Below are 25,056 nucleotides of genomic sequence, written 5' to 3' on the forward strand. Positions count from 1 at the left end.
GGCACTATGAATCCCATTGAGTTCTTTGACACACACACCTTTCGCATGGTGTTCTTCGGCACGGCCGTGATCGGACTCGTTGCTGGTGCTCTCGGGCCGTTCGTCTACCTTCGGAAGCAGGCGATGATGAGCGACGTGATCTCGCACGCGGCATTACCCGGCGCGATGCTCGCCTTTCTCAGCGCCGTACTCGTGTTCGGAACCGACGGCCGGAACATGCTCGGGCTCATTGTGGGGGCGGTAGTTGTCGGCACGGTGGCAGCGCTCGCGGCGAACGCGATCGTCCGGGTTTCGAAGATCGCGATCGACACAGCCATGGCAGTGGTGCTGACGTTCTTCTTTGGCGCCGGAATGTTGCTGCTTAACGTCATCACGAACGGTCCGTTTCCCGGCAAGGGAGGCATTCAGGATTACCTGTTTGGCAATGCTTCCGTCATCACCCAAGCAGATCTCGTCACGAGCGTCTCGGTGGGCGGGGTTGCGCTCGTGATCACTGCGGTGTTCTGGAAAGAATTCGCCGTGCGCACGTTTGATGCCGACCTTGCAGTCGTGCTCGGGTTTCGTGCGCGCACTATCGATACGTTACTTTTTGTCACGATTGTCATTGCGACCGTGATTGGGGTGAAGGCAGTTGGCCTCGTACTCATGGTCGCCTTTGTCATCACGCCCCCGGCTGCGGCGAGGCAGTGGGTGAGCTCCCTGCGGGGGTTGGTGGCGTTGTCCGCAGCGTTTGGCGCGGTGGGTAGCGGTGTCGGAGCCTACCTGTCGGTGTCATGGGGCGGGGTGCCCACGGGGCCGGTCATTGTGCTCAGCCTGTTCGCAATTCTTCTATTCTCACTGCTCTTTGCTCCGAAGCGCAGCGTGTTCACCCGCGCACGTGCGAGGCGCAGGGCTCGCTTCGCTCTGCGGGAGTCATTGATGCAAGCCGGGGGTGCGCGATGAGTTTCGTACTCGGTGCTTCACTGCTCGCCGTGGTTACTGCGTTGGCCTGCGCTGTGCCGGGAGTTTTCATCGTGTTGCGGCGAAACTCAATGCTCGTCGACGCCATCAGTCATGCCGTGTTTCCGGGCATCGTCGTGGGGTACCTCCTCTCACGTGACCTTGACTCGCCCCTCCTCGTCGCAGGGGCGGCGCTCACCGGTCTGCTCGTCGTGCTCGGCAGCGAGTGGCTGACGAGTACCGGTCTCATCACGGGAGACGCTCCACAGGGCCTGGTGTTTCCGGCGCTGTTCAGCATTGGTGTCATCCTGATCACCATGAATTTCTCAAGTGTGCATCTTGACACCCACACGGTCCTCGTGGGCGACTTGAACCTAGCGTCGTTTGAGCAGTTCACGGTGAATGGGATCCCGGTGGGGCCGTCCTATCTGATCCTGATGCTGGGAGTACTCGTCTTCAACATCGCCTTCACCGCTGCGCTGTATCCCAGGCTCACTATCGCTACCTTCGACCCGGAGTTTGCGCGATCCCTCGGGATTCGAACGGGGATACTGAACGTCGGACTCATGCTGTTGGTCGCGGTGACCGTTACCGCCGCGTTCAATGCTGCGGGAGCAATCCTGGTGGTCGCCCTGGTGATTGCGCCGCCAGCGACGGCGCTGCTGGTGACACGCCGGCTTCCCGAGATGATTGCACTCACCTTAGGGTTTGCCGCCTTCGGCGCGATAGCCGGATTCTGGATCGCCTACTGGCTTGATGCTCCCACCAGTGCGAGCATGGCGGTTTGGTACGGCGTGATGTTCCTGGTGACCCTGTGGATCAGTGGGGCTCGGCGGCGGAAGGCCGCGAGGTCGGAGGTCGCTCGCGCGATCCACCAGCGACACCCACACCGCGTCGGTCGCGCTGCGGCCAAGTGAGAAGGACGCACCGCCCTGGCCCTGATCGTCCACGACAATCTCGAGGGCGTCAGAAAAGGGCGACCCCATGCGAGCCTCGAATGTCGTACCCACGGCAAGACCGTGCTCAGAGAAGTACTGAAGCAACGCCGGGTCATCGTCAGAAATGCGTTCGATCCGCAGCATGCTTCCCGGCTCGGCGCGGCTGAGGGGCTTCGCATCGGGGTAGGTGACTTCACCAGAGGCACTGGGAATCGGATCGCCGTGCGGGTCCCGCGCCGGATACCCGAGAAGCGCGTCGAGTCGGTCAATCATGAAATCTGAGACCGAGTGTTCGAGAGCCTCGGCCTCGTCGTGCACCAGGTCCCAACTGTAGCCGAGCATCTCGACGAGGAATGTTTCGATGAGCCGGTGCCGACGCACCATCTCGATCGCGAACGCGCGGCCGCCTTCGGTGAGCGTGATCGCGCCGTAGGGGGCATGATCCACCAAGCCCTTGTCTGCGAGCCTGCGCACGGCGTCAGACACGGTCGACAGCTTCATACCGGTTGCCTCGGCAACCAGGCTGGGGGTGACCGGGGCGTCAGTCCACTCCTGCAGGCCCCACACGGCCTTCAGGTAGTTCTGACTGCTCGGGGTGAGCTCGGAGAGCGCCATGTAAAAACCCTACCAAACCCGAAATTTCGGGGCGACGAAGTTGAAAGTGGGCGAGTGGTTAGGCTTTGCTTCCGCTCAGCGCGAGCACACCGCCGAGACCGATCAGCATCCCTCCACCAATGCCTCGCATAGTGCTGAGCCGCTTCGGAGAATCCGCGAACCAGTCGCGCGCGGTGCCGGCGATAAGCACCCACACGCCGTCCGAGGCGAGCGCGATCACGACGAAGACACAACCGAGCACCAGCATCTGTAACGGCACGGAACCGGCGTGAAAGTCCACGAACTGGGGGAGTGCCGCGATGAAGAACACAATGCTCTTCGGGTTACTCACCCCGACCACAAAGCCTTGCCAGAAGAGAGTGCGTTTGGGTGCTGCGCTGCGCACCTCACCGCGTGTCGCTTCTGCACCGCCGTGTCGATGGCGGATCGCCTGCACGCCGAGGTAGATGAGGTAGGCGGCACCGGCGAGTTTGATCGCGGTGAACAGCGCCACCGACTGGGCAACGATCGCGCCCACTCCGAAGGCGACCGCGAAGATCAGCGGGAACTGGCCAAATGTGTTGCCCGCAACGGTAATGAGACCTCCCGCACGGCCTACGCTCAGGGTGCGTGCGACCGCGAAGAGCACGCTGGGCCCGGGGATCACGACGAGGATCAGCGAGGCGAGCGCGAAAGCGAGAACGGCCTGCATGGTCGGCATTGGCATATTCTATGCGTCCGCGAACCCCGCATGTCATAGTCAGTGGATACCCTGGTAGCATGAGTGACGAGCAGAACCCTCACGATCACGGCTACGAGCTGTCAGAGACCGCGCGAGTCGCGCGAGACCTCATCCGCTTCGACACCTCCAACCGGGGCGGGGGCGATGCGAATCCCGAAGCGGAGGCCGCGGCCTATGTTTCCGCGTACTTGAGCGATCTCGGGCTTGAACCGGTAACGATCGAATCGGCTCCCGGCCGGGCGAGCGTTGTTGCACGGGTGACCGGCAGCGACCCGTCTTTGCCGGCGTTGGTGCTGCACGGGCACCTCGACGTCGTGCCCGCAGATCCGGCGAACTGGTCAGTCGACCCCTTCGCCGGGGTCGTGAAGGATGGAATGCTCTGGGGTCGCGGCGCGGTCGACATGAAAGACATGGATGCGATGATCCTGACCTCCGTCGCTGAGCTGCTGCGGTCAGGGGAGCGGCCACGCCGCGACACGATCCTCGCGTTCTTCGCCGATGAAGAAGACGGTGGCGCATTCGGTGCGCACTACCTGGTGGCACATCACCCGGAACTCTTCGCCGGAGCCGGCACCGCTATCAGTGAGGTTGGTGGCTATTCAATTGACCTCGCAGGAACTCGCGCGTATCTGATCCAGACGGGCGAGAAATCGCTCGACTGGATCAAGCTGCGCGCCCGTGGTACTGCGGCGCACGGCTCGCGGGTGTGGCATGACAACGCGGTGACCCGCCTCGCCGAGGCGATCGCGGCACTGGGGCGTCATGAGTGGCCAGTGGCCCTGTGTGACACGACGCGTGAGCTGGTTGACCAGATCGCAAAGATCTACGGCGAGGATCCGCATGAGGTGGACGCCGAGCAACTGATTCTCCGAGCGGGAAAGGGCGCGGGGTTCATCCAGGCAAGCCTGCGCACCACCACGAATCCGACGGTGCTTCGTGCGGGGTACAAGCACAACGTCATTCCTGACACTGCGGAGGCGCTTGTCGACGTGCGCACTCTCCCCAACAACCAGGCAGGGATCCTCGCGGAAGTGCAGGCCATTGTCGGGCCCGACATTGAGATTGAGATGGTGCACAGCGACATTGGGCTCGAGGTGCCGTTCGCAGGCGAACTGATCGATGCAATGATCGCGAGTCTCGGCCGCCACGACCCCGAGGCGCGCGTGCTGCCCTACCTGCTGTCGGGCGGCACCGACAACAAGGCACTGAGCCTGCTCGGCATCACCGGATACGGTTTCGCCCCGCTTCGTCTGCCCGCAGACCTCGATTTTCCGGGAATGTTCCACGGGGTAGACGAGCGTGTGCCGCTGGACGCGCTCGACTTCGGTCACGCGGTGCTGGTGGATTTGTTGCGCAGCTACTGAATCGACGGAGAAGCATCTGGCACCGCGCCGCTCTCACCATGTCGAGCTGGCGGAGGCGTTAGTCTTGACGCTGGCCCGCGCGACGTTCGGGCCCACGGAAGGGAAGCATGGGGATCTTCGAGGCCATCCTGCTGGGTATCATCCAAGGGTTGACCGAGTTCTTGCCGATCTCGTCGAGCGCTCACCTGCGCATCGCTAGCGAGCTCATGGGAATTGGTGACGCGGGGGCTGCATTTACCGCAATCACCCAGCTCGGCACCGAGGCGGCAGTGGTCGTGTTCTTCTGGCGCGATATTGTGCGCATGATCGGTCGCTGGTTCCGGTCACTGACGGGCGCCGTGCCGCGCCGGGATCCTGATGCCCTCATGGGCTGGTGGATCATTCTGGGTACCATTCCCATCGTCGTCCTGGGGCTCTTGTTCGAAGACCTCATTGACACCACGCTGCGTTCCCTCTGGTTTGTCGCCATCGCCCTCATCGTCTTCGGCCTGTTGCTTGGGTTCGCCGACCGGTACGCCAAGCAAGAACGCGATCTCACCCAGCTTGGCTGGAAACACGGTCTCATCTTCGGTTTCGCGCAGGCGCTCGCGCTGATTCCCGGCGTGTCGCGTTCTGGCGGCACGATCACCGCTGGCCTCCTGATGGGCTACACACGCGAGTCCGCAGCCCGATACTCCTTCCTCCTGGCGATTCCGGCCGTCTTCGGCTCTGGCGGTTACAAGCTCGTCAAATCGATCGGTGACCCTGGCAGCACAGCCGCGGGGCCCACTCTCGTGGCGACGGTGATTGCCTTCCTCGTCGCACTCGTCGTCATCGGCGTCTTCATGCGATACATCTCACACGGAAGCTTCATGCCCTTCGTGGTGTACCGAGTCTTGCTCGGAGTCGCCATTATCGTGCTCCTCAGCACCGGGGTACTCTCCGCAGAGGGTGGGGGATCCACCGCTCAGGCATTCGATGCCGCGTCAACACAACTGAATGGGATCACACTGTGAGAACCTGGACACCGCCGCACCTCCCGTCACTTCCGGGCCAGGGCTTCGCTCCTCGACTGTTCAACTCGGCCTCCGGACGCCTCGAACACCCGGCGATCGAGGATCAGCGTGCGACCCTCTATGTCTGTGGAATCACTCCCTACGATGCCACTCACCTCGGCCACGCAGCGACGTACCTCGCCTTCGACACGATGCAGCGCGCCTGGCGCGACGCCGGGATTGAGACCGAATACGCGCAGAACATCACCGACATCGACGACCCCCTATTGGAGCGAGCGAACGCTACCGGGGTCGACTGGCGTGCGCTGGCCGAAGAGCAGATTGGCTTGTATCGCAGCGACATGTTTCGCCTTGGCATGCTGCCGCCCGATCACTACGTGGCAGTGACTGAGCAAATCGACGAGATCGCTGCAGCCGTCCACCGCCTCCTCGAGAGTGGCCTTGCCTACGCGGTGCCGACCGAGGGAGCAGCCACAGGCGCGGGCGACGACCTGTATTTTGATACGCTCTCCGCCGAAAGCGAAACGCAGTGGCGCCTCGGCGATGTCGCGCCCATCGATCGGGAACTGATGCTGCTTCTGAGCTCGGAGCGCGGGGGAGACCCGCAACGTGCGGGCAAACGCGATCCGCTCGACCCGCTGCTCTGGCGCGCCGCACGCGATGGTGAACCGAGCTGGGCAACCGTGCTTGGCCAAGGTAGGCCCGGCTGGCACATCGAGTGTGCGGTCATTGCGACGGGCGCGCTCGGCAATGCGTTTACCGTGCAGGGCGGCGGCGGCGACCTGGCCTTCCCGCACCACGAATTCACGGCGGCGCACGCGACGGCACTTTCGGGCACGCCGCTGGCCCACGGCTACTGCCACGCCGGCTTGATCTCGTATCATGGGCACAAAATGTCGAAATCACGCGGCAATCTCGTGCTCGTCTCGAAATTGCTTGCGGGCGGTGCGGATCCCTCAGCGATTCGACTTGGCCTGCTCGCTCATCACTACCGGTCTGAGTGGGAGTGGTTTGATGCTGATCTCGAGACGGCAAGCCGGCGCCTGCACGCCTGGCGAGAGGGCCTTGACCGCGCAACAGCCGAGCCGGTGAGCTCACTAGCGACGCTGCTCCAGCTTCGTCAAGCACTTGCGAACGATCTCGATACGCCAGTGATGCTCGCGACCCTCGACGCTGCGCTCGATCAGGGAGTGGATGACCCAGGCTTGATCGCGGATGCGGTACTCGCGCTACTTGGCGTGCACCTCCGCGCCGAAACCGAGAGCTAGGCCGGAGGCGACGAATCGGGTGTGCTCGGCGGCGTATCGTCTGGGTCAATGTTGAGATACTTCTCGAACTCGTGAGCAATCGCCTCGCCAGTGGCTTCAGGCGCGTTCGTCGCGTCACGAGCCTCCTCGAGAGTGCGAATGTAGCGCGCCATATCATCGTCGGCGGCGGCAATGCGGTCGATGTTCGCTTCCCACTCCGTAGCCTCGCTGAGCATGTCGCCGCGCGGAATCACGACATCGAGAAGTTCCTCCAGCTTGTCAAGTATCGCCAGTGCGGCCTTCGGCGAGGGCGCGCTGTGTACGTAGTGCGGCACCTGTGCCCACAGGCACAGCACGGGCACGGCGGCCTCGGTCAACGCGATGTCGAGCAGCGTAGAAATTCCAACGGCTCCCTCGTAGTCGCTCCGACCAGCACCCGTGGTGGCCCTGAGCTCGGCGTTTTCGCTGGTCAAGGTGACGGCGATCGGGCGTGAGTGTGGTGCGTCAGAAAACAAAGATCCGAGCAAAATGACCGTGTCGATCGCCCACGAGTCCACGACATCGATGATCTCCTCTGCGAAAGCGGTCCAATCGCGAGCGGGTTCCACGCCGGCGAGGAGAAACAGATCTTGTACCCGGGTGCCATCGATTCGGTGGACAGTCTCGGTATCTGGCTCTGGCTGAGTGCCAGGCCGCTGCACAGTGCCATAGAGACGCGTTTCTGGCCATTCGATCACGCGGTTGCCGGCGTCGGTGAAGCTCACTTTCGGCCGATGTACTTGATAGTCGACAAAGCCATCGGCCCCGATGGCGTGCAGCATCTCCGCATTGATCAGTTCGCCGAGGTGCTGAAGAACGGTCGTCGACGCTGCGCCGGCGTCGCTCCAACCTTCGAAGGCGGCAATGAGTACTCGCGGGTGGGTGGGGGATTCAGCAGCGTGGGGCACGCACCCAGGATAGTCGGCCGCGATCGGTAGACTCGATGCAATGACTCAACACACTCTGGCAGCCGTCCTGTGGGATATGGACGGCACCCTCATTGACTCCGAACCACTCTGGCTCGAGGCTGAGCTGGCGATCCTTGAGCGCTACGGAATTCCCATGACCACCGAGATCCGCAATCGCCTCATCGGCTCGGGGCTGTGGGACGCGGCCGAGCTTTTTCGCGAACTCGGGGTGAACCTGAGTGCCGACGACATTGTCGCCGAATGGGTCGCGCACGTGGGTGAAGGCCTACGCCGCACAGAGCCCGACTGGCGGCCGGGGGCAACTGAGCTGCTCGCCTCGTTGGCCGCTGCAGGCATTCCCTGCGCGCTCGTCACCATGTCGGTGCGCTCGCTCGCCGAGCAAGTGGCGGGTCTGCTGCCGGCGGGTACTTTTGCAGCGATTGTGGGGGGTGACGAGGTGGATCATGCGAAGCCCCATCCCGAGCCATACCACCGTGGCGCAGCTGCGCTCGGAGTGCCGATCGAGCAGTGTCTCGCGCTTGAAGACTCACCGACTGGGTTGCGCTCTGCCACCTCGTCCGGAGCCGTCGCGATTGGGGTGCCCAATCTGGTGAGTCTCGACGGATCCCACGCTCATGCGCTCTGGACGACGCTGCAGGGAAGCGATGCCCAGGTGCTACGCCGTGAGTTTGCGGCCCTGCGCGGTCGCGAGCCAGAGATTCAGGAACAAGCAAGCGATGTGATGGGAGCCCGAGCGTGAGCGAGAGCGTGAATGAGACCGGGCCAGCGGGCAGTGAACCAACCTTGGCGCCCTCGCCGAGTGGTCCGCTCGGCTACGGGGATCGTGTGCAGTTGACTGGCCCCAAGGGTCGGTTGAACACGGTGACGCTCGTGCCGGGTGGCGAGTTCCACAGTCACCGAGGGGTGATTGCGCACGCAGATCTGGTGGGGCTACCCGACGGTTCTGTAGTGGCAAATAGCAGTGACGAGGAGTACCTGGCGTTGCGCCCGCTGCTCAGTGATTTTGTGATGTCGATGCCGCGAGGCGCGGCAATTGTGTACCCGAAAGACGCGGCGCAGATCCTCTCGCTCGCCGATATTTTCCCTGGCGCCCGCGTGGTAGAGGCTGGAGTTGGTTCGGGGGCGCTTTCGCTGCACCTGTTGCGCGCTATCGGCGGCGATGGTGAGCTGCTCTCGTTCGAACGCCGCGAGGAATTCGCGGAAATCGCTCGCGCAAACGCTGCCGCGTTCTCAGGCTCGTTGCCCGGGAACTGGTCGGTGACGGTCGGCGATCTGCAGGAAGCTTTGCCCGCGGCGTGCGCACCTGCGACAGTCGACCGTGTAGTGCTCGATATGTTGGCACCGTGGGAGTGCGTCGGAGTCGCGGCCGAAGCGCTCAAGCCCGGCGGAGTTATTATCTGCTACGTCGCGACTGTGACCCAGTTGTCACGCGTAGCGGAAGAGCTGCGGCGCCACGGGGGCTTTACCCACCCGCAAGCAAACGAGACCATGGTGCGCGGGTGGCACGTCGAGGGCCTCGCGGTGCGACCGGATCACCGGATGGTCGCACACACCGGATTCCTCATCACCGCTCGCCGTTTGGCTCCCGGCGCCGTACTTCCGCAACTCAAGCGACGCGCATCGAAGGGGGAGTTCACTGCGGAAGATGTCGCGGCGTGGACCCCTGATCTCAATGACGAAACGGCTGGCGAGTGGACGCCTGAATCGATCGGACAGTGGAGCAAGAGCGACAAGGTACTGCGCAAGAAGGTGCGCGTTGCCCAGCAGCTCGCACGCGAACGCGGCGCAGACGAGGCCGAGAGCTGATCTGCGTCGACACATTTTTCCCCTAAGCGCCTGCACTAGAATTGCTGGGTTGCCCCGTTTCACCGAGAGGTTTTCATGCGTCGTCGAGTTCTCCCCGTCACTGCTGTAGCGGCGCTGGCTTTTGCCGGGCTGACCGGTTGTACTGTTGCGACCACGGGATCTGACGCGTGCGTCGCGCCGCTCAGCCCCGGGGCGCTCAGTGAGAGCGTTACGGTCGGTAGCCTTGCCGGCGGAGAGCCCGACGTCTCAATCGACTCGGGCGCTGAGATCGTTAATGCGCAACGCTCGGTGATCGATGCGGCCTCAGATCGCGACGTTGTCGCGGCAGAGGGCACCATCGTTGCCGCGAATCTTGCATATTTCGACTCCTCTTCCGGCGAAATGCTTGAAGCGAGTCCGAGTTTTGGTTCTGGAACCGCAGGCGAACTGTTCTTGGCGTCGGCCGAGGGCGGGCCCGTGTTGCAGGGCGTGCTGTGTTCCGCTCCCGGTGACCTGGTTGCGATTGCGCTGCCCGCAGATCTCAGTGCTGGAGCGGTCACCACCCCGGGTGCTTCGCTCGTCGTTCTCGCCGAGATCGTCGAGGTCTCGCCGGGGTCAGCCACCGGGGCGCTCACACCGCTTCCCTCTGGCTTCCCGGCCGTCGTCACAGATGAAGCCGGTCGCGTCGGGATGGTGCTGCCGCCGCAGGAGGCACCAGCCAACACGAAGTCCGGGGCACGTATTGTCGGTGAGGGGCCAGAGGTGCAGCCAGACAGCATGATCATCGGGAACGTCTTGACGGTGGGCTGGGACGGTCAGCAGCTGAAAAACACGTGGGAAGTCAGTCCCGAAAACTTGGGCTCGGAAGAGCAAATCGAGCAGTCGGGTGCGACTTTCCGAGCCGAACTGACCGGCTACCCTGTCGGTTCACAGGTCGTTGTGATCGAACCAGGCGAGGGCAGCCCCCGCGTCAGCGTGATCGACATCCTCGCCATCGCTTAGGGCTCATCGCCGTGGAGGGTCACAGCACGCATCGCGCGATCCCCGCGGAGGAGCGGGTATTCAGCCTCGTACTAGCGCTGGTAGCCAGCCCACAGGGACTCACGAAGCGTGAACTCCTCTCGAGTGTGCACGGCTACTCGGGCCGGTATCGCTCAGGTGAGACTGACCCCGCCCTCGAGCGCCAGTTTGAACGAGACAAGGATCAAGTCCGTGCGCTCGGTATTCCTATCGAGACCATCGATTCCCCAGAAGAATCTGGGAACACGCAACTGGCTCGATACCGGATTTCGAAAGATCTGCTGCAGTTCCCTGCGGAGGCACGGTTTTCGGCCCCAGAACTGAGTGTGCTCAGACTCGCTTCGTTTGCCTGGGCGGAGGGCAGCCTCAGCGCGGAGTCGCGCCGCGCTGCGATGAAGCTCGAGTCGCTGGGGGCAGGCCTTGACGTCGCATACCTCGGCTTTGCCCCGCACCTGGGAATTCCCGAGCCCTCGGCTCCGGCGTTGCAGCGGGGGATAGATGAGCTTCGCGTAGCGACGTTCCGATACCAGCTGCCCCATCGAGATGCACCGGCCACTCGCTCAGTCGCGCCACTTCGCCTTCATCAAGCCGAGGGACGATGGCACCTCATCGCCTGGGATCTTGAACGCGAAGCAGGTCGGGTGTTTCTGCTCTCCCGAATCGTAGGCGAGGTGAAGCTTGGTTCGCAGAGCTTCGATCCCGAGCTTCGCGATCGGGTCGAGGGCATGCTCGACGATTTACTGGCCCTGCGCGAGCGGCAGGTCGCACGACTCCTGGTGCGCCGGGGGTCCGTTGCCGAGGCCCGATTGGCGGCCCGTGAGGTGACGCAGCCGGTCTCTCCGGGCGAGGTCTCACGTGAACGCGAGTCCGATCCTGTCCATCGGTATCTGATGGTGATGACCCTTGACTTCACCGCCCTCGCAAGTGAGCTGGCGAGCTATGGCGACGAGATCGTCAGTGTCGAGCCGCCAGAGCTGCATGACGCGGTAGTCGCTCTGCTCGAAGAGGTGCGGCACCAGCACGCTGTGCCCGAGGCATCCGATGGTTAGGGGCCTCAACACACCCGATCGGGTGGTGCTACTTCTCGCCCTGGTGCCCTACCTGGTTGAGCGTGGCCCGACGCCACTAGCCGAACTCGCCAAGGCTTTTGATGTCGAAGAGCGGGTGCTTCGTAAGCTCATCCCCTTCCTCGGCATGGCGGGTGTTCCGGGGGAGACGAACACCTACCAACACGAGGATCTGTTCGACATCGACTGGGATGCGTTCGAGGAACACGATGTCGTCACACTTACTCGGGTTATCGCAGTCGACAATACGCCGAGATTCTCAGCCATCGAGACGGCTGTGCTGATCGCTGGCCTACAGGCACTACTCCCAATGCTGCCACCGCAGGAGCAACGCCACGCAGTTTCGGCATCGGCAAAACTCGGAAGTGGCCTGGCTCACCGGCAACAGGTATCGCTGTCGGTGTCGACCGAGCCCACCGCGCCAGGCCGCTTTGAGATCTCGACCGCCATTGCCTCCGGAAAGCAGCTTTCATTCGCCTATCGCGACGCACAGGGTAACGAAACTGTTCGACACGTCGAACCGCTCGTGCTCGGGCAGGCACACGGCGAGTGGTACCTCCGCGCGCACTGCCTCGACCGTAATGCAGAGCGCACGTTCTCGGTGGATCGCATCCGAGATCCTCAGATGTTGCCAGACGACGCTCGGACGCGGCCAACCGGGCGCGCGTCTCTTCCAAAACTCGATCCGGTGCGGGAGGGGCTCGTCGCGAGAGTCAGATTCAGGGTAGGCGTGCTGCATCGCTTGGCTGGATTTGTGCCACGGCTGTTGGGGGAACCTGACAACGGTTGGGTGCGTGCAGAGATTGATCTCGCACACCCCGCGGTTGCGGTGCGCGTGGTGCAAGTAGCTCCCGGCGAGATCATCATCGAGTCGCCCGATTCAGCCCGAGACGCGGTGCGAGAGTGGGCCGACCGTGCGCTTGCGCCTCACGACGCGTGACTCAGCTTGTCGGCGGTAAGCTGGGCTGGTGGCAGTGACAGCGCGGCGGAAGAACCCCGAGGGCAAGATGAGTCTGGGCGCCCACCTCATCGAATTGCGGAACAGGCTGTTCATTGCGGCGATTGCAATCGGCGTCGCACTCATTGCGGGCTGGTTTCTGTCGGACTGGGTGTGGACGGTGTTGCGCCAGCCGATCCTGGAGCTCGAAGTTGAGGGGCGCACCGCCCTGATTCAGTACACCGACGTGACGAGTGGCTTCGACACGAAGGTGCAAATTTCACTCTTCATCGCGGTACTCCTTGCATCGCCCGTCTGGCTGTACCAAATCTGGGCGTTTCTCGTGCCGGGTCTGACCAGGCGTGAGAAGGGATACGCCATCGGATTCCTCGGCACCGCAGTGCCGCTGTTTCTTCTCGGGGTGTACGCCGGCTGGAGTGTGCTTCCCAACATCGTGCGCATCATGGCTATGTTTCAACCGGAGGAAGACGCCTTCCAGATTGCGGCACGAAGCTATCTTGATTTCACGATCAAGCTTCTCCTGGCCGTCGGGGTAGGGTTCGTCATGCCGGTGTTCCTGGTGCTACTGAATTTCATCGGGGTGCTCAGCGGAAAGTCGATTCTTAAGAGCTGGCGTGTCGCAATCCTCTGCATTATTTTGTTCGCCGGCATCGCGACACCAGCGGCCGACCTGATGAGCATGTTCTTGCTGGCCGCGCCGATCATCCTGTTGTACTTCGGGGCCGCCGGGATTGCGATTCTGCACGATAAACGCGTGGAGAAGAAGCGAAAGAAAGAGTTCGCTGAGTACGGCCTCGACCCCAATTCGGGTTCGGAGTAACCGCGTGAACACACTCAGCGAGAGTGCCGAGTCGCGGGAGCACCCGGCGCTTGATGCCTTTGCCACCCGGCTGAAATTCCCGCTAGACGCGTTCCAGCGAACCGCGTGTGAACGGCTCGAAGAGGGACGGAGTGTCTTGGTCGCCGCGCCGACGGGCTCTGGCAAGACCACCGTCGCCGAATTCGCTGTTGCCCTCGCGAGACGAGAACGCGATGCCCGGATCTTTTACACCGCCCCGATCAAAGCGCTTTCAAACCAGAAGTTCCGCGAGCTGTGCGCCGAGTATGGCGATGACGAAGTGGGTCTGCTCACCGGCGACGTCAACATTCGCGGACACGCACCGATTGTCGTGATGACGACTGAAGTTCTGCGCAACATGATTTACGCCGAGAGCGACGCACTCGACGACCTCGCTTTCGTGGTGCTCGACGAAGTGCACTACCTCGGAGATAAGTATCGCGGAGCCGTGTGGGAAGAGATCATTCTGCACCTTCCGCAGGCAGTTCGGCTGGTTTCTCTTTCCGCGACGGTTTCCAACGCCGAGGAGTTCGGCGACTGGATGCACGCTGTCCGAGGGGAAACCGATGTGATCTTGAGCGAGCGTCGTCCCGTTCCGCTGTACCAGCACGTACTCACTGCGAAGGCGCTGCTACCTCTGTACGTCGACACTGACGGAGAGCTCGTGGAACGAGGAAGACTCAATCCGGAGTTGCGCGCTCTTGATCGCGGCGGTCGTGGCGCGGCATCCTCTGAGCGCACTGCTGGCTCCCGGGATCGTGGCTCGGAAAGGTATCGCACATCGCGCGACAGATCGCGCGGCCGCGCGCCCGTCCGGCGAACGAAGCGGATCACCCGAGCCGACATCGCGCGCGCCCTCGACGAGATGCAGCTCACGCCTGCAATCGTCTTCGTCTTTAGCCGAAACGGCTGCGACCAGGCTGTACGCCAGTGCCTGTTCGAGGGAATTCGCCTGACGACACGCGAAGAGCGTGACGAGATCCGCCGCGTTATCGATCGAGAGATCTCGGGAATCGATCCCGAAGACCTGCGGGTACTTGGGGTGAGCGAGTGGGTTGCCGGCCTTGAACGCGGCCTCGCCGCACACCATGCTGGCATGTTGCCACAATTCAAGTCTGTCGTTGAGCAACTGTTTCAGCGGCGCCTCGTGAAAGTCGTGTTTGCCACCGAGACCCTCGCCCTCGGCATCAACATGCCTGCCCGGTCGGTGGTCATTGAGAAGCTCGACAAATTTAACGGCGAAGAGCGTGTGCCGCTCACTTCAGGGGAGTACACACAGCTGACCGGTCGTGCGGGTCGGCGCGGCATCGACCACGAGGGTCACGCGATTGTGGTGTGGAACGACGGGGCCGATCTCGAGGCCATCGCGCATTTAGCCTCCGCACGCTCGTTTCCGGTGCGATCGAGCTTTCGGCCCACTCCCAACATGGCTGCAAACCTCCTCCAGCGAATGGACCTTATGCTCGCGCGCGAAACGCTTGAGCTCTCGTTCGCCCAGTTCCAGGCGGATCGGGCGGTGGTCGACCATGCGCGAGAGCTTCGGTCCGAGCAAGAATCGCTTGCCGGGTATCAGGCTGCCGCTCAGCGGGCCAAAGGGTCAGATAAGAAGCGCTGGGAGGATCGCGAGCGAAAGCTCCGCCGCAAGATTGAGCGCGGGCGTCGGCAGATCGCAAGCCGCACGGGCACAATCGCGAGAACATTCGATCGTGTTGTCGATACTCTGACCGATCTCGAGTATCTCGAGCACCTCGGTGGGGGGCAGGTTGAGGTCGGCGAATGGGGTGTGTTGCTTTGCCGCATCTACGGAGATCGCGACCTGCTGGTGGCCGAGTGCCTGCGTCGCGATGCCTGGCACGGCATCGATGCGGCGAGCCTTGCCGCCCTTGCCTGCGCTTTGACCTACGAGCCACGTCGCGACGATGAGGCCGAAGGGCGCCTTCCGGGCGGGTCGTTTAGGCAAGCATTTGATCGCACGCTAGAGCTGTGGGCCCTCCTTGACGACCTCGCCGAACGGAACCGGCTGCCCCGGGTTGATGCCCCGCACCCTGGGCTCGCAGCGGCGATGCACGGCTGGGCGAGTGGGTGGACTCTGAGCCGCACGCTAGAGCACGCCGTCATCGGAGCGGGCGATTTCGTGCGCTGGGCAAAACAGACGATCGACCTGCTCGATCAGATTGCGCAGGCGACAGAGCACGCCGAGGTGGACGTTGATCGGCTCGGCAGGCTCGGGGCCATCGCGCGAGAGGCGAAGCGCAAGATTCGCCGAGGCATCGTCGAAACATCCAGTAGCTCGTGAATACCGTACGCTCGTTGAAATGGTGGATCGCGCTGCCTACCGCAGTGCTCGGCGGCTTGGCGCTTGACGCGGCCACTCCGTGGCTGAATTGGTGGCCAGCCGGACTGCTCGGCGCGACGCTTGTCATTGCTTCGGTGTGGCAGCAACGATCGCTCGCGGGTTTATTGCTTGGGGGGGTCGCCGGGGCGGCCTTCTGGGGGCCGCACATTTCGTGGCTCACCCTGTATCTTGGCCCTATTCCGTGGCTTGCTTTGTGCTTCGTCATGGTCTCGTGGTTCGCGCTGTTTGGGCTCGTGGCGGCGACCGCCACCCGGTCGCTCTCTCAATTGCAGATGTCTACCGCGGCGCGCGTCGCGGTACAAGCAGGGACTGTCGCGGGACTGTGGGTGCTGCGCGAGCAATTGCAATCGACGCTGCCCTACGGAGGATTTGCTTGGGGTCGACTTGCGCACACCCAAGCCGAGGGCCCATTTGCAGAGGTGGTGTCCTGGGTTGGATTCGCAGGGCTCTCGGGCATCCTCGCCCTGATGGGTGCTCTGCTCGTCGCAACAACGTTCGCCGGGGGTGTCAGACCGCGCAACCCGCGTGGAAAGCGGATTTGGGTCGGTGCTGCAGTGTCTGTCCTCGCGCTGGCCGCTCTTACTCTCCTGCCCGCCGCTCCACTCGAGGAATCGGGCACACTGCGCGTAGCCGCTGTTCAGGGCAACTCGAAATCCGGTATTTTTGATGATCGCGAGTCGGGTGACGTACTGCGCGACCACCTCGCGGCCACCGAGTCACTGCTCGATGAACTCGAGGCGGAGGGCGAAACGGTCGACGTGATCGTTTGGCCCGAGAACAGTGCCGAGTTCGACCTTCCTGGCAACCCCTATGGGGGTTATGCGGTGCAACGGCTCGCGTCGCGCGCAGAGGCGCCGATCGTGGTGGGAACAATCCTGCGCGATCCGGATGGGCGCTATACCAACAGCACCCTCGTCTTTGACGGGGCCGGAGACACCGGGCTGCGCTACGACAAGCGTCGCCCGGTTCCGTTTGCTGAGTACATGCCTGACCGCGAGTTCTATCGATCCCTGGTGCCTGATCTGATCGATCTCGTTCAGCTCGACTACGCCTTCGGCAACCGACCTACGGTGCTCCCAATCGAAGGCCGCACCGGAGAGTTCGATGCCGGTATCGCCATCTGTTTCGACATTATTTTCGACGATCACGCGTCACTCATGGTGGGCGAGGGTGCGGATGTCATTTTCGCGCAGACGAACAATGCTGATTTTGGGCGCACCGACGAGAGTGCCCAGCAGCTCCAGATAGCACGACTACGAGCCATCGAGACCGGGCGCGCGCTCGTCAATATCTCGACCGTGGGCACGAGTGCAGTGGTGATGCCAGGCGGCACCGATCTTGCGAGACTTGACACGTTCACGGCCGACGCCATGGTTACTGAGGTGCCACTGGTCCAAGGAGAAACTCCGGCGCTTCGGTTCGGAGCCCTTGTTGCCGGCGCCTGGATGACGATTGCGGTGGGGGGAACGCTCCTCGGCATCTTTGGAGGTCTCCTGGCGGGTTCCGGTGCACGCCACAGAAAGCAAGACGCAGAGACAGAGTTAGCCTCGGCCCCCTGATCGGCGGGCGCGCAAGAGCTTCAATCTCTCTTCCAACAGCTCTTCGAGCTCTTCACGCGTGCGCCGTTCGAGCAACATGTCCCAGTGTGTGCGCTGGTGTTTCTCCTTGTCTTCAAACTCAGACCGCGCCGTGCGCCCGGCCTCGTCGTCGAGAAACCCGACCTCGCCCGTGCGTTGATCCACCCATTCGGCTGGGATCTCGGCATCTGCGTCAAACATGATCGTGAACCGATTGCCGCGATCGGTGAGGTACTCGACCCGTCGCCGCGGGGAGAACTCCACTCCTTCTTCAGCCTGCAGGCTCGTTGCCCCGATTCGGGCTCCACGCAGTGTTCGCTCAGCCATGGGAACCTCCTCGCCTCGCGAGCCACGCTGAGTGGCGCAGCGCCGCGATCCACCGGTCTTTCCTTGACTGCAGCGTAGCGCGCTGAGCGCAGCAACATAACCCCCCGCGGAAGGGGGTGCGCCAAGCGCCGCAACATCGTAATATGTCGCCCGGTACGCTGGGGTGACGACTGCCACTTTCACGAAGGAGCCCCAGTGACCCAGCCGCTTGCCGCAGACAGCCTTACGGGCGCACGTGCCCTCGTTACCGGATCCTCACGCGGGATCGGTGCGGATACCGTGCGTTATCTCGCAGAGGCGGGCGCAGACGTCGTGGTGAACTTTCGAAACAAGGCGCCGCGCGCCGAGAAGCTGGGCTCCCAGCTGCGTGAGCTGGGCGTGCGTGTCCTAGTGCAGGGCGCAGACCTGACTGATCCCGCTTCGCTCTCCGCCATGATGGGCGCGATCGCGGAAGAGTTGGGCGGCCTCGATATCCTCGTGCTGAACGCCTCTGGCGGGATGGAGAGCGGAATGGCCGCAGACTATGCGCTGCAGCTCAATCGCGACGCCCAGCTGGCCGTGCTTGACGCGGCGCTTCCGCTGCTCGCACCGGGATCGCGCGTCGTCTTCGTGACCAGCCACCAGGCTCACTTCATACGTACGACACCGACGATGCCTGAGTATGAACCCGTTGCCCTCTCAAAGCGGGCCGGCGAGGACGCGTTGCGCGAGCGGATCCCCGAGCTGAGTGAACGAGGCATCGAATTTGTCGTCGTATCAGGCGACATGATCGAGGGAACCGTGACCGCGACTCTGCTTGAACGCGCGAACCCCGGAGCGATCGAGCAGCGCCGGGAATCGGCAGGCAGGCTCTACAACGTTTCAGAGTTCGCCGCTGAGATCGCCCGGGCCGCAGTGGAACCCATCCCCGAGAACCACACCCGCCTCGTGGGTGACACCTCAGGGTTTATTGCATAATCCTCCCGTGTTACAGCTTCGTTTCGGGCGCTTTGCCTGTGCGGCGTAGCTCCGAGGAGACCGAAGATTCTTCGGCGGCTCACATATTCATCGAGAAGTCGTGAAGAAATGATGGGGTTCGATTCGTTCTGCCGAAGAAAGCAGTGTTAACCTCGAAACTCCGAGCCACCGTGCTTCGTCGTGACAATGGCGTCACGGCGATATCTTCTCGCACGAGGTGAGACCGACTGGGCCGCCGACGTCCCACTGATCGAGAGGACGTCGATGAGCGTGACGCAAGCGACCCAATTCCCCACAGCCGAAGCAGGTCTCGCCCGCGGAAAATTCCCCGCCGCGGAGGGGCTGTACGATCCGGCAGAGGAGAAGGATGCCTGCGGACTCGCATCGGTGGTGTCACTCAGCGGTGAGGAGAGTCATGAGATTGTCGAACTAGCGCTCACGGCTCTCGAGAACCTTGAACACCGCGGCGCGGTGGGTTCTGACGCGGGAACCGGCGATGGTGCCGGGATTCTGTGTGCAATGCCAGACGCTTTCTTTCGACGTGCGCTTTCCGAGGCGGCGCCAGACATTCTTCTCCCCCCTTCCGGGCGATACGCCACTGGCCTGGCCTTTCTACCTCAGGAATCAGCCGAACGTAGGGCCGTGCGCTATCGCATTGGCTCTATTGCCGTCGAGGAAGGCCTCACTGTCTTGGCTTGGCGTCCGGTCGCCGTGCAGCCTGAGGTGTTGGGGGAGTCCGCTCGCAACGTCGCCCCGGTAATCGAGCAGCCGTTTTTCGTCGCGAGTGATGGGCAGGCAGCGGACGAACTGCAGCTTGAGCGGCGTGCATTCCGCACACGCAAGCGTATTGAGCGCGAGACCGGTGTGTACCTGCCCTCACTCTCCACACGCACCATTGTGTATAAGGGCATGGTCACTACGCTGCAGCTTCCGGGTTTCTACCCCGAGCTTTCTGAGGCTGACTTTGCCGCGCGGTTCGCAATCGTTCACTCGCGCTACTCAACCAACACTTTTCCTTCTTGGCACCTCGCTCAGCCGTTGCGTATGGTCGCACACAATGGCGAGATCAATACCGTGCGCGGCAACCGGAACTGGATGCGAGCCCGCGAGGATCAACTCGAGAGCGAGGTGCTCGGAGATCTTCGCGCCTTGCGGCCGATTTGTTCCGAAGGCGGAAGTGACTCGGCAAGTTTCGATGAGGTGCTTGAACTACTCGTCATGGCCGGCAGGAGTCTTCCACACGCACTCGCGATGATGGTGCCAGAGGCTTGGGAATCAGAGGATGCTCTCGCGCCCGAGCTTCGCGACTTTCTCGAGTACCACTCCCTGGTGATGGAGCCTTGGGACGGGCCTGCCGCAATGATCGCAACAGATGGCACCGAGCTGGTGGCACTGCTTGATCGGAACGGGTTGCGCCCGGGGCGATTCCAAGTGACAAAGAACGGCCTGCTGGTGATCGCAAGTGAGACCGGTGTGCTTGAGTTCACTCCCGACCAGGTGGTGCGACGCGGACGGCTGCAACCGGGACGCATGCTCGCGGTGGATCTCACCACGGGCACGATCCGCGAGGATCATGAGGTGAAGGGCGCACTCGCGGCGGCGGCCCCCTGGGGTCAGTGGCTGAACGAGGGACGGATTCACCTGAGTGATTTGCCCGAGCGGGAGCACCTGGTGCACCCACCGGCATCGATCGTGCGACGTCAGCGAACCTTCGGATATACGGAGGAGGAGCTTCGCCTGCTGTTGACCCCGATGGCTCGCGAGGGGGCGGAGCCGATCGCCGCAATGGGTACCGACACGCCGATCGCGGTGCTGTCGGAGCGACCGCGACTCGTATTTGACTATTTTGTGCAGCAGTTTGCGCAGGTCACGAACCCGCCGCTGGACGCGCTGCGCGAGGAACTCGTGACGAGCCTCTGGACCGGGATCGGGCCGCAGGCGAACTTGCTGACGCAGTCGGCCGAGCACGCCCGGCAGGTGATACTCAATTTCCCCGTCATTGACAATGATGCCCTCGCCCGCATTATGCACTTCGGAGATGACCCGGAACGCGAACGCACTGTGACCGTGCGGGGTCTGTACCCGGTTGATGGCGGCGCCCCGGCGCTCGCAGCGCGCCTCGAGTCAATGTGCCGCGAGGCGAGCGCGGCGATTGATGCCGGTGCGGAATTCCTGATTCTCAGCGACCGGGATAGCAATAAGGATCAGGCTCCGGTGCCCTCCCTGCTAGCCGTCTCAGCGGTGCACCATCACCTCATCCGTGAGGGGAAGCGCATGCGCGTGGCGCTCATCGCAGAAGCCGGAGACGTGCGCGAAGTGCACCACGTCGCCGCACTCATCGGGTATGGCGCGGCCGCTGTGAACCCGTATCTGGCGATGGAAACCGTCGAAGGACTGGTTCGCTCGGGTGAACTTGAGGGCATCGAGCCGACCGACGCTGTAGCTCACCTGATCAAGGCGCTCGGCAAAGGCATGCTGAAGGTCATGAGCAAAATGGGGATCTCTACGGTCGCTTCCTACTGCGGGGCGCAGACATTTGAGGCCATCGGACTCGCGACTGATGTCGTGGATCGCTACTTCACCGGAACTGCATCGAAGCTCGGCGGCATCGGCCTTGACGTCATTGCCGCAGAAGTTGCGGCACGCCATCGTCGCGCCTACCCGGACGATCCTGCGGCACTCGCACATCGCCGGCTCGAGACCGGTGGGGAGTATCGTTGGCGCCGAGGCGAGGAGCCGCACCTCTTCGACCCCGAAACGATTTACAAACTGCAGCATGCGACGCGCACCTCACGCCGAGACATCTTCACGGAGTACACGTCGCGGGTCAATGAGCAGCAGGAACGGCTCATGACCCTCCGTGGCCTGTTTCGATTTGCCCCGCAGCGGCCTGCTGTTCCAGTCGACGAGGTCGAGCCTGTCGAAGCGATCATGCGACGCTTCGCGACCGGGGCGATGAGCTATGGGTCCATCTCGCAAGAGGCCCACCAGACTCTCGCGATCGCGATGAATCGAATCGGAGGCAAATCGAACACCGGCGAGGGCGGGGAAGACGAAGAACGGCTTCTCGATCCCGAGCGCCGCAGCGCGATCAAGCAGGTGGCATCGGGTCGCTTTGGTGTCACGAGCATGTACCTGACGAACGCTGACGAGATTCAAATCAAGTTGGCCCAAGGTGCGAAGCCGGGGGAGGGCGGACAGCTGCCGCCCCAAAAGATGTATCCGTGGATTGCCAGCACCCGTCACGCAACACCGGGGGTCGGCTTGATATCACCGCCCCCGCACCACGATATCTACTCGATCGAAGATCTGAAGCAACTCATTTTTGATCTGAAGCGCGCAAACCCGAGCGCGCGCATCAGCACCAAGCTTGTGAGCCAGAGCGGGATCGGCCCGGTTGCTGCCGGTGTCGCGAAGGCACTCAGCGATGTCGTGCTCGTGTCAGGTCATGACGGTGGCACCGGTGCAAGTCCGATGAACTCTCTGAAGCATGCCGGTTCTCCGTGGGAGCTGGGGCTCGCGGAGGCACAGCAGACGCTCATGTTGAATGGTCTGCGCGATCGCGTAGTACTGCAGGTCGATGGCCAGCTGAAGACCGGCCGAGACGTCGTGATCGCGGCACTGCTCGGGGCGGAGGAGTTCGGGTTCGCGACGGCTCCGCTCGTTGTTTCCGGGTGCATCATGATGCGCGTCTGTCACCTTGACACTTGCCCAGTGGGTGTCGCAACGCAGAATCCAGAGTTGCGCGCCCGATTCACCGGCCAGGCCGAGCACATTGTCAACTTCTTCCGCTTTATCGGCGAAGAGGTGCGGGAATTGCTCGCCGAGCTGGGCTATCGCTCGCTCGAGGAAGCGGTGGGTGATACTTCGTCGCTCGACATTGACGAGGCACTGAAGCACTGGAAAGCCGAGGGGCTCGACCTCACGCCAATACTCAGCGGTCCCAAGATGCGTGCAGATCAGCCCCGCATGCACGCCCGCCCCCAAGATCATGCGCTCGACGAGCACTTCGATCATCGACTTATCGCGACGTCGCAAAATGCTCTGGATCGCGGGGAGCCGGTCGTTATTGACCTACCTATTCGAAATGTTGATCGGGCCGTCGGCACTTTGCTCGGCCACGAAGTGACAAAGCGCTTCGGGTCGGCGGGGCTTCCCCCGGGCACCATTGATGTCATGCTCACCGGATCTGCAGGGCAATCCCTGGGTGCGTTCCTCCCCGCTGGAATCACACTCCGGCTCATTGGTGACGCAAATGATTACGTCGGCAAGGGCCTCTCGGGTGGTGAGATTACGGTCCGTCCCCACGCAGACGCAGGCCACCCCGCAGCCGGCAACGTCATTGCTGGGAACGTTATCGGGTATGGCGCGACCAGCGGTTCGTTGTGGATCGCGGGGGTGGTTGGAGAGCGTTTTCTCGTGCGCGGTTCAGGCGCAACCGCTGTCGTGGAAGGCACTGGAGACCATGCGCTCGAGTACTTCACGGGAGGGTTCGCGCTCATTCTGGGTCCTACCGGCCGCAATATCGGGGCGGGAATGTCCGGCGGCGAGGCTGTCCTCTTGGATCTTGATCCACTTCACGTCAATTCGGCCGAGGTCGCCTCGGGTTCGCTTCTGCTGCAACCCTTCTCCGAGTTGGGTGAATCGGTCGGTGACGAGTTGCGATCCACGATCACCGCGCTCCTGCAGCGACACGTGGAACAGACCGGTTCCGAACTCGCTTCTGACCTGCTGCAGCAGATCGCGTGCGATCCGCAGTCGGCGTTCGCCCGCTTCACCCGACTGATTCCTCGCGACTATGCGCGCGTGCTCGAAATTCGCGAGCGGGCTCGCGTTGAAGGAATCGATCCCGACGGCGACCGAGCCTGGTCCCAGATCTTGGAGGCAACTCGTGGCTGATCCGCGCGGTTTTCTGAAGGTTCGCGAGCGCGAACTCGCGCCCAAGCGACCCGTCGCGCTGCGCTTGCAGGACTGGCGCGAGGTGGTTGATCCTGCCGATCCGACGCTCGTAGCGAGACAAGCCTCTCGGTGTATGGATTGCGGCGTCGCATTTTGCCATCAGGGATGTCCGCTCGGCAACCTGATTCCCGAGTGGAATGATTTGGTGTGGCGAGGGCGTGAACGGGATGCGCTGGAGCGCTTGCACGCCACCAACAACTTCCCCGAGTTCACTGGCCGCGCGTGCCCGGCTCCCTGCGAATCGTCATGCGTACTCGGGATCAATCAGCCTGCCGTGACTATCAAACAGGTCGAGAACAGCATCATCGATCAGGGGTTCGCGAACGGCTGGGTGCTGCCGCAGCCGCCCGAGCGACTCACCGGTAAAACCGTTGCGGTGGTGGGTTCGGGGCCAGCCGGCCTCGCCGCTGCGCAGCAGCTGACCCGAGCGGGGCACACCGTCGCGGTCTACGAGCGTGACGAGCAGCCCGGCGGGTTGCTTCGTTTCGGAATCCCAGATTTCAAGCTCGAAAAGTCGCTGGTCGAGCGGCGCATCGCACAGCTGAAGGCGGAGGGGACGCGATTCCGCACCGGTATCGAAGTGGGCCGCGACCTGAGCTGGGGAGAACTCAAGCGCCGCTACGACGCTGTCATCGTTGCGACGGGAGCGACTGTCCCGCGCGCGCTCGATATTCCGGGCCGGGATCTCGATGGAGTCATGCCGGCCATGCCCTACCTGGCAGCCTCGAACCGTGTCGTCTCGGGCAGCCTTGCTCAGACCCCGTTCGATGCGGCCGGCAAACACGTGATCGTGATTGGTGGCGGAGACACGGGAGCCGACTGCGTGGGCACCGCAAACCGTCAGGGTGCGGCATCGGTGACGAACCTCGCCATCGGGCGTAAGCCGGGGCAGGTGCGCTCCGAATCACAGCCGTGGCCAGTGCACCCGACGCTGTTCGAGGTGACCAGCTCGCACGAGGAGGGTGGCGAACGTCGGTACTTGGCCTCGACGGTGGAGTTCCTCGCGGGTGCAAACGGCAATGTGCACGGACTGCGCGTCGCCGAGACGGGCTTCACTGAGCGCGGTCGCGAACCGATTCCAGGGACTGAGCGCGTGCTTGAGGCCGACTTGGTCCTTATCGCCATGGGATTCAGTGGGCCCGAGCAGATCGACGACGCGGGTTTTCCCCTCGGTTATTCCGCTCGTGGAGCCTTTGCCCGCAACGGAGACTACTCCACGGCAATTCCAGGGGTGTTTGTCGCGGGTGACGCGGGTCGCGGTCAGTCGCTGATTGTTTGGGCAATCGCGGAGGGGCGTGCCGCAGCCGCGGCCGTAGATGCGTACCTTGTGGGTTCAACGGTGCTTCCGTCACCGGTGGGTGCGACCGACCACGCGTTTGCCTAACCTCGTGCACGAAAGAGTCTCTGTCCGCTGAAGAGCTTCAG

General features: G+C 62.9%; 19 protein-coding genes and 1 pseudogene. 16 read left to right on the forward strand and 4 right to left on the reverse strand.

Annotated elements, in window-relative coordinates:
* Positions 1 to 6 precede the first annotated feature (6 nt).
* Together ACTNFJ_RS04850 and ACTNFJ_RS04855 are read left to right on the forward strand one after the other, a co-directional pair.
* Positions 7 to 942, forward strand: coding sequence for a metal ABC transporter permease (locus ACTNFJ_RS04850; protein WP_435907386.1), 936 nt, complete (start codon positions 7 to 9; stop codon positions 940 to 942).
* Positions 939 to 1,856, forward strand: coding sequence for a metal ABC transporter permease (locus tag ACTNFJ_RS04855; RefSeq protein WP_435907385.1), 918 nt, complete (start codon positions 939 to 941; stop codon positions 1,854 to 1,856). Before ACTNFJ_RS04850 ends, ACTNFJ_RS04855 begins: the two co-directional genes overlap by 4 nt.
* 21 nt (positions 1,857 to 1,877) lie before the next feature.
* Here the strand turns inward: ACTNFJ_RS04855 and ACTNFJ_RS04860 are convergent.
* Together ACTNFJ_RS04860 and ACTNFJ_RS04865 are read right to left on the reverse strand one after the other, a co-directional pair.
* Positions 1,878 to 2,492, reverse strand: a pseudogene (locus ACTNFJ_RS04860) (metal-dependent transcriptional regulator); the annotation flags it as partial.
* 58 nt (positions 2,493 to 2,550) lie between these two features.
* Positions 2,551 to 3,192, reverse strand: a complete 642-nt coding sequence (locus ACTNFJ_RS04865; RefSeq protein ID WP_435907384.1) for a LysE family translocator — start codon at positions 3,190 to 3,192, stop codon at positions 2,551 to 2,553.
* Between the two features lie 59 nt (positions 3,193 to 3,251).
* On the opposite strand from ACTNFJ_RS04865, the gene ACTNFJ_RS04870 reads away from it, so the two are divergent.
* The 3 genes from ACTNFJ_RS04870 (at position 3,252) to mshC (ending at position 6,840) form a co-directional block, all read left to right on the forward strand.
* Positions 3,252 to 4,577: a M20/M25/M40 family metallo-hydrolase gene (locus ACTNFJ_RS04870; protein ID WP_435907383.1), complete on the forward strand. Its 1,326-nt coding sequence runs from the start codon at positions 3,252 to 3,254 to the stop codon at positions 4,575 to 4,577.
* 107 nt (positions 4,578 to 4,684) lie between these two features.
* On the forward strand, positions 4,685 to 5,572 hold the full coding sequence (locus ACTNFJ_RS04875; RefSeq protein WP_435907382.1) for an undecaprenyl-diphosphate phosphatase: 888 nt from the start codon (positions 4,685 to 4,687) through the stop codon (positions 5,570 to 5,572).
* On the forward strand, positions 5,569 to 6,840 hold the full coding sequence (gene mshC, locus ACTNFJ_RS04880) for a cysteine--1-D-myo-inosityl 2-amino-2-deoxy-alpha-D-glucopyranoside ligase (RefSeq protein WP_435907381.1): 1,272 nt from the start codon (positions 5,569 to 5,571) through the stop codon (positions 6,838 to 6,840). The genes ACTNFJ_RS04875 and mshC overlap by 4 nt, the downstream gene beginning before the upstream one ends.
* Here mshC and ACTNFJ_RS04885 read toward each other — a convergent pair.
* Positions 6,837 to 7,766, reverse strand: coding sequence for a PAC2 family protein (locus tag ACTNFJ_RS04885; RefSeq protein ID WP_435907380.1), 930 nt, complete (start codon positions 7,764 to 7,766; stop codon positions 6,837 to 6,839). The genes mshC and ACTNFJ_RS04885 overlap by 4 nt on opposite strands.
* A gap of 40 nt (positions 7,767 to 7,806) precedes the next feature.
* On the opposite strand from ACTNFJ_RS04885, the gene ACTNFJ_RS04890 reads away from it, so the two are divergent.
* From ACTNFJ_RS04890 to lnt, 8 genes are all read left to right on the forward strand, one after another.
* Positions 7,807 to 8,526 carry an HAD family hydrolase gene (locus tag ACTNFJ_RS04890; protein ID WP_435907379.1) on the forward strand — a complete coding sequence of 240 codons (720 nt, stop codon included), beginning with the start codon at positions 7,807 to 7,809 and terminating at the stop codon, positions 8,524 to 8,526.
* Complete coding sequence (locus ACTNFJ_RS04895) at positions 8,523 to 9,593, forward strand: tRNA (adenine-N1)-methyltransferase (RefSeq protein ID WP_435907378.1); 1,071 nt, start codon at positions 8,523 to 8,525, stop codon at positions 9,591 to 9,593. Before ACTNFJ_RS04890 ends, ACTNFJ_RS04895 begins: the two co-directional genes overlap by 4 nt.
* A gap of 75 nt (positions 9,594 to 9,668) precedes the next feature.
* A complete protein-coding gene (locus ACTNFJ_RS04900; protein WP_435907377.1) occupies positions 9,669 to 10,574 on the forward strand; it encodes a peptidylprolyl isomerase in 906 nt (301 codons plus the stop codon).
* Positions 10,575 to 10,585: 11 nt separating this feature from the next.
* On the forward strand, positions 10,586 to 11,641 hold the full coding sequence (locus ACTNFJ_RS04905) for a helix-turn-helix transcriptional regulator (RefSeq protein WP_435907376.1): 1,056 nt from the start codon (positions 10,586 to 10,588) through the stop codon (positions 11,639 to 11,641).
* Positions 11,634 to 12,599: a helix-turn-helix transcriptional regulator gene (locus tag ACTNFJ_RS04910; protein WP_435907375.1), complete on the forward strand. Its 966-nt coding sequence runs from the start codon at positions 11,634 to 11,636 to the stop codon at positions 12,597 to 12,599. Before ACTNFJ_RS04905 ends, ACTNFJ_RS04910 begins: the two co-directional genes overlap by 8 nt.
* A 67-nt stretch (positions 12,600 to 12,666) precedes the next feature.
* Entirely contained in the window at positions 12,667 to 13,437 is a 771-nt protein-coding gene (gene tatC, locus ACTNFJ_RS04915) for a twin-arginine translocase subunit TatC (RefSeq protein ID WP_435907422.1), read from the forward strand.
* A gap of 4 nt (positions 13,438 to 13,441) precedes the next feature.
* Entirely contained in the window at positions 13,442 to 15,751 is a 2,310-nt protein-coding gene (locus ACTNFJ_RS04920) for a DEAD/DEAH box helicase (protein ID WP_435907374.1), read from the forward strand.
* A complete protein-coding gene (gene lnt / locus ACTNFJ_RS04925) occupies positions 15,748 to 17,370 on the forward strand; it encodes an apolipoprotein N-acyltransferase (RefSeq protein WP_435907373.1) in 1,623 nt (540 codons plus the stop codon). Before ACTNFJ_RS04920 ends, lnt begins: the two co-directional genes overlap by 4 nt.
* Here lnt and ACTNFJ_RS04930 read toward each other — a convergent pair.
* Entirely contained in the window at positions 17,353 to 17,715 is a 363-nt protein-coding gene (locus ACTNFJ_RS04930) for an RNA polymerase-binding protein RbpA (protein ID WP_435907372.1), read from the reverse strand. The two genes, lnt and ACTNFJ_RS04930, sit on opposite strands and share 18 nt — an antisense overlap.
* A 195-nt stretch (positions 17,716 to 17,910) precedes the next feature.
* On the opposite strand from ACTNFJ_RS04930, the gene ACTNFJ_RS04935 reads away from it, so the two are divergent.
* The 3 genes from ACTNFJ_RS04935 (at position 17,911) to ACTNFJ_RS04945 (ending at position 25,015) form a co-directional block, all read left to right on the forward strand.
* Complete coding sequence (locus ACTNFJ_RS04935; RefSeq protein ID WP_435907371.1) at positions 17,911 to 18,672, forward strand: SDR family oxidoreductase; 762 nt, start codon at positions 17,911 to 17,913, stop codon at positions 18,670 to 18,672.
* 264 nt (positions 18,673 to 18,936) lie between these two features.
* Positions 18,937 to 23,571: a glutamate synthase large subunit gene (gene gltB / locus ACTNFJ_RS04940; protein WP_435907370.1), complete on the forward strand. Its 4,635-nt coding sequence runs from the start codon at positions 18,937 to 18,939 to the stop codon at positions 23,569 to 23,571.
* Entirely contained in the window at positions 23,564 to 25,015 is a 1,452-nt protein-coding gene (locus tag ACTNFJ_RS04945; RefSeq protein ID WP_435907369.1) for a glutamate synthase subunit beta, read from the forward strand. The genes gltB and ACTNFJ_RS04945 overlap by 8 nt, the downstream gene beginning before the upstream one ends.
* The last annotated feature ends 41 nt before the right edge of the window (positions 25,016 to 25,056 follow it).

This window comes from Leucobacter shiyiweii (genome assembly GCF_052446065.1).
Classification (GTDB): domain Bacteria; phylum Actinomycetota; class Actinomycetes; order Actinomycetales; family Microbacteriaceae; genus Leucobacter.